Consider the following 11,528-nt stretch of genomic DNA (forward strand, 5'->3'; position numbering starts at 1 on the left):
CGGCAGGTCAGACCGCCGGGCTCGCGGCGGGAGCTTCCGCACCGAACCGGTCGCGCAGCGCGAACTTGAGCACCTTGCCGGACGGATTGCGCGGCAGCGCGTCAATGAACTCCAGACGCAGCGGGAGCTTGTAGCGGGCAAGGCGGTCGGCCGCGAATTCGCGCAGTTCTTTCAGGGTCACGGTCTCGCCGGGCGCCGTCGCGACGACCGCCGTGACGGCCTCTCCCCACTTCGCATCGGGGAGTCCGACGATCGCGACCTCGGCGACCGCGGGGTGGCTGTAGAGCACGCTCTCGACCTCGGCGGGATAGACGTTCTCGCCGCCGCTGATGACCATGTCCTTCACGCGGTCGATGACGTAGACATATCCCTCGTCGTCCTCACGTCCGACGTCGCCGGTGTGGAACCACCCGTCGTCGTCGATCGCGGCGTCGGTGGCGCCGGGATTGTCCCAGTAGCCCACCATCACCTGGGGTCCACGCACACAGATCTCGCCCGGCTGCCCCGGCGCCACCTCGGCGTTGGTGGCGTCGACGAGTCGCACGTCCGAGAGCGGCAACACCCTGTTCCCCGCGGCTCCGATCTTCTTCTCCGACTCGTCGATGCCCATGACGAGTGCGAGCGGAGCTGTTTCGGTGAGGCCGTAGCCCTGCGCGAACGTGACTCCGCGGTCGGCGTAGGTGCGCATCAACGGCTCGGGCACTGGGGCGCCGCCGCAGATGAGGTATCGCAGCGAAGAGAGGTCTGCGGTGGCGAAAGCAGGAACCTGGCTCATGAACAGAAACATCGCGGGGACGCCGAACATCGTTGTGACACGGTATTTTTCGATGTCGGCCAGTGTCTGTGTCGGATCGAACGCACCCGACAGGATCACGTGGCCACCCTTCTGGAGCGTGACGAGAGTGGTGACGTTGAGGCCGCCGATGTGGAACAGCGGCGCCGCGGTGTAGGTGATGTCGGTGGAGACGGTGTCGAAGCTGAGCAGCGCATTGATGTTGTTCCAGAACAGGTTTCCGTGCGTGAGCATGGCGCCTTTGGGACGACCGGTGGTCCCCGAGGTGTACATGATGACCGCGACGTCCTCGGCGTCGGCGAACACCGGACCGGCGATCGGCTCACCGGCGGCCAGCACGTCGTCGAAGTTCTCCCAACCGTCGGCGCCGCCGACCGCGATGAACCGTTGCACGTCGATGTCTGCGCGCACGTCGTCGACGACACCGGTCAGCGTGGCGTCGGCGATGAGAGTTGTTGCGCCGCAGTCACCGAGGATGTACGCGAGCTCTGGTCCGGTGAGCCGGAAGTTGAGCGGGACGAATGTCGCGCCCGCTCGCGCGCAGGCGAACAGCGCGACCAGGAATGCCGAGTGATTCGGTCCGAGATAGGCAACGCGATCGCCCTGCGCGACTCCGCCGTCGACCAGTCGCTCGGCCAGCAGGTCAATTCGACGCTGGAGCTCGGCGAACGTCAGCGTCTCGCCGTCGAAGGTCAGTGCCGGGTGATCCGGGATGATCGCTGCACGCCGCGCAATCCACGAACCGAGATCCATCGAATCGGGTACCACCACTCGTCCTGCCATCACTGACTCCCGCCATCGAGGGCGGAGCATGCTCGAGACTCCGCCGAAGTTGGCGACAGCTTATTGCCCACCCGTGTCCGAGTTCAGTGAATTGTCAATAACCGAGTAGTGCTACTGCAGATCGGTGACGCCGGAGCATTCGGGTGCGCGCAGCGTCAGCAGTCCGCGGTTGACGGCATTGATCGTGATCTTCACCTTGCCGCGGCCCGGGATGTCGTCGATCCGATAGCCGCTGTCGTCGGCGATCGTGTGGACCCAGTGCGTGTTGTAGGTGTGCGTCGCTCCATTGGAGAGTTGGGTTACGACGACTCTCGTGTCGGAGTAATAGCGAAAGAAGCTCTTGCTGTCGCCCCACAAGGTGAATGTGTTGTCGCCCTCTCGCCGCTGGACGTGTATGCCCGCATACGAGGGAATATCGATGATGTTGGGGTTGAGGCTGGAACACCCCATACCGACCTCGCCGTAGACCGATTGATCAGCCGCTGCGTGACCGGCTCCGATCGTGGCTGCGGCTACCGCGCAGGCACCGACGAGCCCTGTGGTCATTTTGCGTGCCATCGAACGTCGAATCATGGTGCGCCTCCTCGAGAATGCGGGGCCGTGGACGTCGGCCCCGTCATGATTCACGTCGAATTGCAGCGACAACTCGTTAGCGCGACTAGCCGACCGTGTCGCGAACGTTATCGGCGCCGGTCACAGCCGCGGCATTCGATGTCCGATAGACGACGATTGTCGCGATTGCCGTGCCGAGGAACACCGCGTTGTAGGGATATACCGTGAACCATTCGAGCCAACTGATTCCATGTTTGAAAAACAGTCCGATGAGATAGGCGTCGGGAACTGTCTTGTTGACAAACCAGATCGGATGCGCGAGATAGGTGCGCCACGAGAACGACACCAGAATCAGACTTACGCAGGCCACGCCCGCCAATGTTCGACGCAGCGGCGACAGATCAACGCGCAACACCAGATTCACGCAGATCACCAGGATCGGCACGAACCACACCCAGTGATGTCCCCACGACATGGGCGAGATCGCGCATGCCGTCATGCCGACGAGGCTCAGCGCCAGCAGTTCCTGACCGTGGCGGTGCGCGAGTACGGCCGCGTACATACCCAACGCGAGCGCCGCGAGGGCAAGGACACCCCATAGCAACGAGTTCGGCGCGTCGGTGTGGATGAGGTTGGCCAACCACCCGCGGATCGACTGGTTACCAACGGTTTGCGGTGCGCCGACTCGGTTGGAGTCGAAGAGCTTGTCGGTCCAGTAGGCCCAGGATTCGCTTGGCAGCACGATGAATCCGACGACGATGGTGCCGACGAAGCCAGCGATGACCCCGAACATCGCGCGCCAGCGCCGCAGAATTGCCAGGTACAGGATGAAGATCAACGGGGTCAGTTTGATACCCGCGGCGATTCCGGTGCCGATGCCCATACCGCGGCTGTTGTCGCCCTTGGGTCTGTCGACACGCAGCAGGTCGGCCAGGATGATGAGCAACAGAAAAACGTTGATCTGGCCGTACCAGACCGTCGTGCGGACCGGTTCGAGCAGCAGCGCGACGGCAATCAGCGAGAGCGCGATGATCCGCAGCGGCCACGTCGCCTGTCTGCCGAGCGAGCGGAAGCACAACATGATCACCAGGTACAGCGCGATGAAAATGCCTGCGGTCCAGACGATTCGGGCCACTTCGAACGACATCAGCGCGAACGGGATGAAGATGATCGCCGAGATGGGCGCGTACGTGTAGTCCATCTGGCCGAGTAGTTTGGCGTCGTACAGGCTGCCACCGTCGAGCACGGTTTGCGTTCCGGCGCGGTACACGTCGAGGTCGAGTTGGTTGTCGAAGAGTCCCCAGAACGGCGTCGTGAAGGGAACGATCACATCCTGCAACCACACGGCCACGGCGGCGACGAGCAGGAAGCCGACAGCCACGACCCAACGTCGTGAGGCCCTCACCATTGCCGGACTGTCACACGTGTGCCGTCTCGTCAGGATTCGACGTCGGCGAGGAGCTTCTCCGTCGCGGCAAGAAGTGCACAGGTCGCAACGCCGTCCATCGCGACGCGCAGGTCGTCGGTGCTGGGGAAGGTCGGTGCGAGCCGGATGTTGCGGTCGTACGGATCGTGCTTGTACGGGTAGGTTGACCCGGCGGCCGTCAGCGCGATCCCGGCCTCCTTCGCGAGCGCGATGGTCCGCTTGGCGGCGCCGTCGAGGACGTCGAGGCTGATGAAGTAGCCGCCCTCGGGCTCCGACCAAGCCGCGACCTTGGAGTCGGCGAGCCGGTCTTGGAGGATCTCGAGCACCAGGCGGAACTTGGGGGCGAGGATCTCGCGGTGCTTGGCCATGTGCGCGCGCACGCCGTCGGCATCACCGAAGAACCTCAGGTGACGAAGCTGGTTGATCTTGTCCGGACCGATCGTCGTGAACGCGAGGTTGTCGGTCAGCCACTTGACGTTGGTCGCCGACGACCCGAAGAAGGCAACACCCGCTCCCGCGAAGGTGATCTTCGACGTCGAGCCGAACACGTAGACGCGGTTGGGGTGGCCCTCCTGCGCGGCGATGTCGACGATCGGCAGCGGGGTGGGCGGGGCGTCGACAAGCGTGTGGACGGCGTAGGCGTTGTCCCAGAAGACACGGAAGTCCGGCGCCGCGGGCATCGCCATCAGGGCGCGTGCGACGTCTTCGCTGTAGGTGGCGCCCGTGGGGTTGGAGTAGGTGGGCACGGCCCACAGACCCTTGATCGACGGATCGTCGGCAACCAACTGCGCGCAGACGTCGACGTCGGGGCCGTTCGGGAGCATCGGCACCGGGATCATCTCGATGCCGTAGTGCTCGGTGATCGCGAAGTGGCGGTCATAGCCGGGCGACGGGCACAGGAACTTGACGGTCTCGCCGGTCGACGACCAAGACTCCGGAGAGTCGGGAGTGCCCTTGAGCAGTGAGGACACCACCACCTGGTGCATCAGGTCGAGGCTGGCATTGCCGAAGGCGATCAGGTTGTCGGCGTCGACGGCGAGCAGCTCGGCGAAGATCGCGCGCAGCTCCGGCAGCCCACTGACGCCGCCGTAGTTGCGGCAGTCGGTGCCGGAGGCGTCACGGTAGTCGCCGAGGCCGGGCAACGACAGCAGCTCGTTGGAGAGGTCGAGTTGTTCCGGCGCGGGCTTACCGCGGGTGAGATCCAGCTTCAGCCCAGCGGACAGCAAACCCTCGTAGAGTTTTCGCAGGTCGTCTTGGGTGGCGCGAAGTTCGTCTGCACTCATCGAGTGGTAGTTCAACGGAAACCTCTCGCCGAACCGGCGCCAGGCTCGATGGCGGCTTTCGGCACGCTTGCGGATCTGAACAAAAGTTAGAGGACCCCGCGCACCCGAGAGAGCCCGTTGACCCTTGCTGCCTTCCGGCCCTGGGGGAGTTCACAGGATGCACGCCGCGCGGGATCCGTCGTCAATTGTAGCGAGCCTTTGTCGCGATGCGTCAGGGGGTCGGCGTGGTTGTCGCCCGGAGGTCGATCAGCGCAGGAGTCGCGGGAGCAGAGCGAGTCGGGCCGCGTAGTCGCGTGGCAGGTAGGCGGAGCGGCTGCGGGTCCAGTCCTGCCCGGAGAGTGGGTCGTAGGTCGACGGCATCGCGATGCCCGCGGGCGCATAGGCGTCGAGTCCGTTGGCGCGCGTCGTGTAGACCGCGCGCCATTGATGGTCGGAGAACGCGATGATCCCGGCGACGTCGACGCGTGCCGACGGTCCGCGTAGTTGTGCGACCTTGGCGGCGACACCGTCGGTGGAGAGGTAGACGAGCGTGCCGTCGGGCTTGCGATTCGGCGGGATCTCGACGACGCCCGCGGCATGGAACTTCGCATGCAATACGCGGGCGATCTCGGTCTGGGCGTAGATCGGGATGGTGCGGTTGCCGCGCGTGCGGATTGCGGACTCGGCCAGCGCTTCGTTGACCGGACCCGGTTCGCCGACCGTGCGGGTGGCGTCGACGCCGGGCGCGATGCGGTTCCCGAAGCTATATGCGATGAGCAGACTGAAGTCCTTCGCGGCACGCGTCGGAATGTGCACGGGGTCAACTCCGCGCTGCGGCGACGCATGCGCTGGGGCGAAAGCGGCCAACGACGCCATCAGGGCCAGTGCGATCGTCGACGCCGCGAGGGCCAACCGGCGACTCGGCTGCAGCGGGCGTGCCGGCCGCGGACGATGCGGATGAGGACGGTTGGTCGCTCTGCACGCTGCCATCGTGTCGCTCCTGCCGTGGACGGGGTGGGGTACGTTCGACCTCCGCCGCGAGCAGCGTTCCGGCTGAACGCGCGTAACCATCCCAGGCGCAGGTGTCCTCGGAGTGAACGACAGCCGGTTCAGGGCAGTGACCTGCGGAAACGAAACGAGCCCGACGCTCACATACGCGTCGGGCTCGTTTCTGCTGCGGAGGATAGGAGATTCGAACTCCTGAGGGCTATTAACCCAACCCGCGTTCCAGGCGAGCGCCATAGGCCACTAGGCGAATCCTCCAGGCTTGGCGATAATAACGGCCAATCCACCCCAGACCCAAATTCGTGCGGTCGGCACCGGGCGTCGATCGGTAGCGTCGAAGGTGCTCCCCCGCCACGGAAAGGTCGACGCCATGCCCACATCCGAATCTCCCTACGTCGTTCTCGGCGCGACCGGTAATCAGGGCGGCGTGGTGTTGCACGCGCTGCGTGACGCTGGAAAACCCGTGCGCGGCGTCGTACGGTTTCTCGATTCGGACAGGTCGCTGGAGCTCGCGGACCGCAGCATCCCGCTGGCCGTCGCCGACATCGCGACCGGAAATGGCCTTGCCGACGCCTTCGCCGGGGCCGCCGGGGTCTTCGCGCTGACGACGCCGTTCGAGTCGGGAGCCGACGCCGAGGTCGGGCAGGGCGAGAACATCATCGCGGCGGCCGAAGCCGCATCCGTGCCGTATCTGGTGTTCTCGTCGGTCGCCGATGCCGATCACAACACCGGTATCTCGCACTTCGATTCGAAGTACGAGGTGGAGAAGAAGCTCGCGGCGTCGAGCATCCCGCACACGATCGTCGGCCCGACCTACTTCTACGACAACCTGCTCGGCAGCCTCGACGCACTCAAAGCCGGCGTGATGCCGCTCGCCCTGCCCGCGGAGAAGGCGCTGCAACAACTCTCGCGTCGGGACTTCGGCCGATTCGTCGCGATGCTGTTCGATGCCCCTGCCGACTTCACGGGCCGACGCATCGACCTGGCCTCAGACGAGATCACCCCGAACGCGATGGCCGCCGCGCTGACTGCCGCGACCGGCCAGGAGGTGCACGCGGAATCGTATGACCCCGAACGTATTTCGTCGCCGGATATGCAGGCGATGTTCACGTTCCTGGCGACCAAGGGGTACAGCGTCGACGTCGCAGCGCTGCACGCGGCCTACCCGCAGATCGAGTGGGAGTCGTTCGCGGACTGGGCGCAGCACGCTCTCGGCTGACCGGAGAATGTGTGTCGTATCGAAGGATGTGGGCGCTGCAACACACACATCCTTCGATACGACACACATTCACTTTCTACGGCCACTCCCCCAGACTGGATTCGACGTCGAACGTCGACTGCAGGAACTCCCGAAGGCTTGCGTCTGAGTCGTCGGCGGTTCGAACGGCGGTGTAGGGCAGCAGGAATTCGCCGAGCGTCGTGTCGTACGACGCCGCCGCCGGGTGCACCTTCGCGTCGGGGTAGCCCTCGTAGACGGGATACGAATAGGAGTAGAAGGCCCCCTCGTCGGCGCCACCGGGCCAGAACCCGGCGCTGGAGACCTCCTCGCAATAGGATTCGACCATCACTCGCTCCGGACAGTTCGGCACGACGCCGGAGAACAGCGGAGCGGGACGGCCGGAGAATCTGGTGACCGCGAGATCGAATGAGCCCCAGAAGAAGTGAACGGGGCTGCACTTGCCGCGCCACTTTCCACGGAACTCCGCGAAAACGCGCTGCGCGCTGACCAATTGGTGCCAGAAGAGCTTCACGGCGTCGGCGTCGTACGAGGCGTGCGTCGTGTCCTGCGCGAACGGGATCGACTCGGCCACTTCGACGGGGCGGTCGTAGATGGGCACGCTGATGCCGAGCGATTCCAGCTGTGCCAGATAATCCGCGTAGAAGTCGGCGGTGGTGCGTGGCTCGAGACGCACCTGTCGCCGTTCGCCTTTCGTCGTGGTGATGTCGAGGACGTGGTCGGCGAAGTCGAAGACGATCTCGACGCCGTAGCCGTCGTAGGGCATCAACGAGGTCGTGAGGCCCACCGAGTTCACATACAGCGCGACCTGCCACCAATGATTCTCATTCGGGGCCAACGCCATTCGGGTCTTTCCGACGATCTGACTCCACATGTGCACCGTGTCGCGGGTCTGCTCCCAGTCGGACACACGGAGCTCCGGCCATGATTCGAACGTTGCGGTTGTGGTCATTCGCTACTCATTCCCTTGTGCGACGACGTGTTTCGACTGCACGACGCCGATTCGACGCTCAGTTCGGACCGATCCTGTTTCCTTCCTCATCCCAGTGGGCACCCACCTTCTTGCTCGGCTGCACGCGCGGAGGCTCACCCGGCATCTTCGGGTAGCTCGGCGGGTAGGGCATGTCGCCGAGACCTTGCGCGTCGTCGCGCTCGACCATCTCCAGCAGTGGTTCGAGGCCACGACGATGCGTCGAGATGTCGGCCATCGGATCACCCCGTTGCGCAACGAGTTCCGGAACGCTACGCATGGTGCAGTCGTCGGGATCGACGTCGGCGAGCTCGGCCCAGGTCACGGGAGTCGACACGCGCGCGATTGCGTTGCGTCGCACCGAATACGGCGCAGCCATGGTCCGGTCACGCGCATTCTGGTTGAAGTCGATGAAGATCCGCTCGCCGCGATCCTCTTTCCACCACGAGGTGGTCACGGCGTCAGGGTCTCGACGCTCCAATTCGCGGGCGAGCGCGATGCCACAGCGTCGGGTCGCGATGAAGTCCCACCGCGGCTCGATGGGAATGAACACGTGAATCCCCCTGCCGCCGGACGTCTTTAGATATCCGACGTAGCCGAGCTCGTCGAGGAGCGGCGCGAGGAGGTCGACGGCGACGCGTCGAACGTCGTCGAAGTCGGTGCCGGGCTGTGGGTCGAGATCGATGCGCAGTTGATCGGGATGCTCGTTGTCGGCCGCGACCGTCGGCCAGGTATGGAAGGTGACGGTCCCGAGGTTGGCCGCCCAGACGATCGACGCCGGGCTCGTCGGACGGAGTGCATCCCCGGTTCTGCCCGAGGGGAACGTGATGCGCGTCGAGTCGATGAAGTCGGGTCGCTTCTTCGGTAGGTGCTTCTGGTAGATCTCGTCGCCGTCGATGCCGTCGGGGAAGCGCTGCAGGAATGTCGGGCGATCGCGGAGGGCGACGAGGAACGGGCCGTCGGCGCCGTCGTCGCGCGCCTGCGCCATGCGCTGGTAGTAGCCGACGAGATCTCTTTTGCGACCACCGTTTTCACCGAGCTCGGGGAAATAGATCTTGTCGGGGTTGCTCATTCGGACGGCAACACCCTCGACGTCGAGTTCCTCAGCAGGCGAGCGGGATGCCATGTCAGCCTTCCCCTTCCAGCACATCGTGGAGGTCGTAGGTCAGCGGGACGTCGAGTTGGTCGTAGCCGCAGCTCTCGGGATCGCGGTCGGGACGCCACCGTAGGAACTTGACGGTGTGCCGGAATCGGTGATTCTCCATCTGGTCGTAGGCGACCTCGGCGACCAGTTCCGGCCTGATCGGAATCCACTCCCCCGACTTCTCCGATCGCCACCGCGTCGGCTCGCCCGGTGCGGGCTTGTCGGGATCGGTGCGCATCGGCGCAAACATCTCTTCGAGTTCGATTCGCTTCTTGTCGGTGAATGCTCCTGCGCCGCCGACCATGTGGAGATCTCCCGAATCGGTGTAGAGGCCCAACAACATCGAACCCAGACCGGTTCCGCTCTTGTGCACTCGGTAGCCGATGACCACACAGTCGGCCGTGCGCTTGTGTTTGACCTTCAGCATCTCGCGCTTGCCCTCGACGTACGGCGAGCCGATCCGCTTGGCGACCACGCCGTCGAGGCCCGCGCCCTCGAATGCGGAGAACCAGGTGCGCGCGGTGTCGGCGTCGGCGGTGACGCGACTGACGTTGAACCGCCTGCCGGTCTCGTGTGGGCCCACCGCCTTCACGAGCGTGTCGCGACGTACGGCGAAGGGTTCGTCGACGACGCTGAGGTCGCCGAGTGCGAGCGCGTCGAATCCGATGAAGATCGCGGGCGTCTTCTCGGCGAGCATCCGCACGCGTGAGTCGGCGGGGTGAATCCGCTGCGCGAGCGAGTCCCAGTCGAGGCGGTGCACGCCGTCGATGACGGACGGGACGCCGATCTCGCCGTCGAGGACCACCTTGTCGGGGAGTTCGGCGCGCGCGGCGTCGACGATTTCGGGGAAGTAGCGCGCCAGGTCTTTGCCTCCGCGAGAACCGATGTAGACCTCGTCGCCGTCGCGAAAGACCAACGCACGAAAGCCATCCCACTTGGGTTCGTAGGACCACGACGGCTCGCCGTCTGGTTGTTCCGGCACCGCTGAGACAGCCTTGGCGAGCATCGGCGCGACGGGAGGCATGACCGGTAGGTCCACCACCCCATACTCCCCATTGCACGACGATCCCGCAATGAGCCGCGCGGTCGGCCGCTGGTCGAGCGTCCCCCGCTGGTGATTTCGACTCGGCAGCTCGCTGCGCTCGCGGCCGGCTCAATCAGCGGAAAAGGCGCCACCCCTGGTCGAGCCTCCCCCCGCTGGTCAAGCGCCCACCGCTGGTCGAGCCTGTCGAGACCACCCCAAGTGATTTCGACTCGGCAACTCGCTCCGCTCGCGGCCGGCTCAATCAGCGGTAGGGTTCGGCAGCTCGCTGCGCTCGCGGCCGCTCAATCAGCGGAAAGGGCCCACCCGCTTGGCGAGCCTCCCCCGCTGGTCGAGCTTGTCGAGACCACCGGCGGCGGTAGTGTCGTGACCGATGTCCGCACACGAACCCGCTGCGCAGTCGGCGCTTCCTGCCGGGCGGTACGCGCCGTCGCCGTCGGGCGACCTGCACGTCGGCAACCTGCGCACGGCCGTGCTGGCGTGGCTCTTCGCCCGCACCTCGGGCCGCCGGTTTCTGCTGCGCATGGAGAACCTCGACCGCACCGCGGTGGGATCCGATCAGCGACAGATCGACGACCTGCACGCCCTCGGGATCGACTGGGAGCCGCCGGTCGTGTACCAGACCGACCGGCTCGATCGGTACCGCGCGCTGATCGACGACCTGACCAGGCGCGGCCGCACCTTCGAGTGCTTCTGCACCAGACGCGAGATCCTCGAAGCCCCGTCGGCGCCGCACTCCCCACCGGGCGCGTACCCCGGGACGTGCCGACACCTCACCGCAGAGGAGCGCGAGAGTAAGCGCGCAGCCGGGCGTCCTCCCGCGATCCGGATCGTGTCGGACGTCGACGAGTTCAGCGTCGTCGACGTCCTGCACGGCGAATACACCGGAGCCGTCGACGATTTCGTCATCCAACGCGGCGACGGCACGCCCGCCTACAACCTCGCGGTGGTCATCGACGACGCCGAGCAGGGTATCGACCAGGTGGTCCGTGGCGACGACCTCCTGCCGTCGGCGCCACGCCAGTCATATCTGACGACGCTGCTCGGACACACACCGCCGGTCTACGCGCATGTCCCGATGGTGCTCAACGACAAGCAGATTCGTTTGTCGAAGCGCGACGGAGCAGTCACACTCGCCGACCTCGCCGCCCGCGGCGTCGACACCGCGACCGTTCTCGACCACATCGCGGCGTCGTTACGGCTGGCCGAGCCCGGCGAACATGTCACCCTCGCCGACCTCGCTCAACGATTCGATCCGACGAAGCTCCCGACGCAGCCGTGGATTCTCACCGACGACGAATGGATCTGAGGCAG

General features: G+C 65.3%; 10 protein-coding genes, 1 tRNA gene and 1 other RNA gene. 2 read left to right on the forward strand and 10 right to left on the reverse strand.

What is annotated here, in order from left to right:
* Positions 1 to 7 precede the first annotated feature (7 nt).
* The 7 genes from GOSPT_RS18750 to GOSPT_RS18775 all read right to left on the reverse strand — a co-directional run bounded on the left by GOSPT_RS18750 (position 8) and on the right by GOSPT_RS18775 (position 6,079).
* Entirely contained in the window at positions 8 to 1,576 is a 1,569-nt protein-coding gene (locus GOSPT_RS18750) for an acyl-CoA synthetase (protein WP_039856679.1), read from the reverse strand.
* A gap of 111 nt (positions 1,577 to 1,687) precedes the next feature.
* A complete protein-coding gene (locus GOSPT_RS18755) occupies positions 1,688 to 2,149 on the reverse strand; it encodes a hypothetical protein (RefSeq protein ID WP_005208039.1) in 462 nt (153 codons plus the stop codon).
* 85 nt (positions 2,150 to 2,234) lie between these two features.
* Positions 2,235 to 3,536: a glycosyltransferase 87 family protein gene (locus tag GOSPT_RS18760; RefSeq protein ID WP_174273072.1), complete on the reverse strand. Its 1,302-nt coding sequence runs from the start codon at positions 3,534 to 3,536 to the stop codon at positions 2,235 to 2,237.
* A gap of 29 nt (positions 3,537 to 3,565) precedes the next feature.
* Positions 3,566 to 4,852, reverse strand: a complete 1,287-nt coding sequence (locus tag GOSPT_RS18765) for an aspartate aminotransferase type Ic (protein WP_039856680.1) — start codon at positions 4,850 to 4,852, stop codon at positions 3,566 to 3,568.
* Between the two features lie 70 nt (positions 4,853 to 4,922).
* Positions 4,923 to 5,017, reverse strand: an RNA gene (gene ffs, locus GOSPT_RS23320) — signal recognition particle sRNA small type.
* A 66-nt stretch (positions 5,018 to 5,083) separates the two neighbouring features.
* A complete protein-coding gene (locus tag GOSPT_RS18770; protein ID WP_231894643.1) occupies positions 5,084 to 5,806 on the reverse strand; it encodes a hypothetical protein in 723 nt (240 codons plus the stop codon).
* A 187-nt stretch (positions 5,807 to 5,993) separates the two neighbouring features.
* Positions 5,994 to 6,079, reverse strand: a tRNA-Ser gene (locus GOSPT_RS18775).
* 112 nt (positions 6,080 to 6,191) lie between these two features.
* On the opposite strand from GOSPT_RS18775, the gene GOSPT_RS18780 reads away from it, so the two are divergent.
* A complete protein-coding gene (locus GOSPT_RS18780) occupies positions 6,192 to 7,040 on the forward strand; it encodes an NmrA family NAD(P)-binding protein (protein WP_005208052.1) in 849 nt (282 codons plus the stop codon).
* A 76-nt stretch (positions 7,041 to 7,116) separates the two neighbouring features.
* Here GOSPT_RS18780 and GOSPT_RS18785 read toward each other — a convergent pair whose 3' ends face one another.
* The 3 genes from GOSPT_RS18785 to GOSPT_RS18795 are packed head-to-tail and all read right to left on the reverse strand — an operon-like array spanning position 7,117 to position 10,211.
* Positions 7,117 to 8,010: a DUF5996 family protein gene (locus GOSPT_RS18785; RefSeq protein ID WP_005208053.1), complete on the reverse strand. Its 894-nt coding sequence runs from the start codon at positions 8,008 to 8,010 to the stop codon at positions 7,117 to 7,119.
* Between the two features lie 58 nt (positions 8,011 to 8,068).
* Positions 8,069 to 9,154 (reverse strand): DNA polymerase domain-containing protein, encoded by a 1,086-nt coding sequence (locus tag GOSPT_RS18790; protein WP_005208054.1) that lies wholly within the window; start codon positions 9,152 to 9,154, stop codon positions 8,069 to 8,071.
* 1 nt (position 9,155) lies between these two features.
* Positions 9,156 to 10,211 carry an ATP-dependent DNA ligase gene (locus GOSPT_RS18795; protein ID WP_039856682.1) on the reverse strand — a complete coding sequence of 352 codons (1,056 nt, stop codon included), beginning with the start codon at positions 10,209 to 10,211 and terminating at the stop codon, positions 9,156 to 9,158.
* A gap of 376 nt (positions 10,212 to 10,587) precedes the next feature.
* Here GOSPT_RS18795 and gluQRS point away from each other — a divergent pair, with 376 nt between their 5' ends.
* Positions 10,588 to 11,523: a tRNA glutamyl-Q(34) synthetase GluQRS gene (gene gluQRS, locus GOSPT_RS18800; protein WP_005208056.1), complete on the forward strand. Its 936-nt coding sequence runs from the start codon at positions 10,588 to 10,590 to the stop codon at positions 11,521 to 11,523.
* Positions 11,524 to 11,528 lie beyond the last annotated feature (5 nt).

Source organism: Gordonia sputi NBRC 100414, from assembly GCF_000248055.1.
In the GTDB taxonomy this organism is placed as follows: Bacteria; Actinomycetota; Actinomycetes; order Mycobacteriales; family Mycobacteriaceae; genus Gordonia; species Gordonia sputi.

Coding starts and splice junctions, on each gene's coding strand:
- GOSPT_RS18750 (WP_039856679.1), bottom strand. CDS start 1,576: ATGGCAGGACGAGTGGTGGTACCCGATTCGATGGATCTCGGTTCGTGG.
- GOSPT_RS18790 (WP_005208054.1), bottom strand. CDS start 9,154: ATGGCATCCCGCTCGCCTGCTGAGGAACTCGACGTCGAGGGTGTTGCC.
- GOSPT_RS18770 (WP_231894643.1), bottom strand. CDS start 5,806: ATGGCAGCGTGCAGAGCGACCAACCGTCCTCATCCGCATCGTCCGCGG.
- gluQRS (WP_005208056.1), top strand. CDS start 10,588: ATGTCCGCACACGAACCCGCTGCGCAGTCGGCGCTTCCTGCCGGGCGG.
- GOSPT_RS18755 (WP_005208039.1), bottom strand. CDS start 2,149: ATGATTCGACGTTCGATGGCACGCAAAATGACCACAGGGCTCGTCGGT.
- GOSPT_RS18780 (WP_005208052.1), top strand. CDS start 6,192: ATGCCCACATCCGAATCTCCCTACGTCGTTCTCGGCGCGACCGGTAAT.
- GOSPT_RS18760 (WP_174273072.1), bottom strand. CDS start 3,536: ATGGTGAGGGCCTCACGACGTTGGGTCGTGGCTGTCGGCTTCCTGCTC.
- GOSPT_RS18785 (WP_005208053.1), bottom strand. CDS start 8,010: ATGACCACAACCGCAACGTTCGAATCATGGCCGGAGCTCCGTGTGTCC.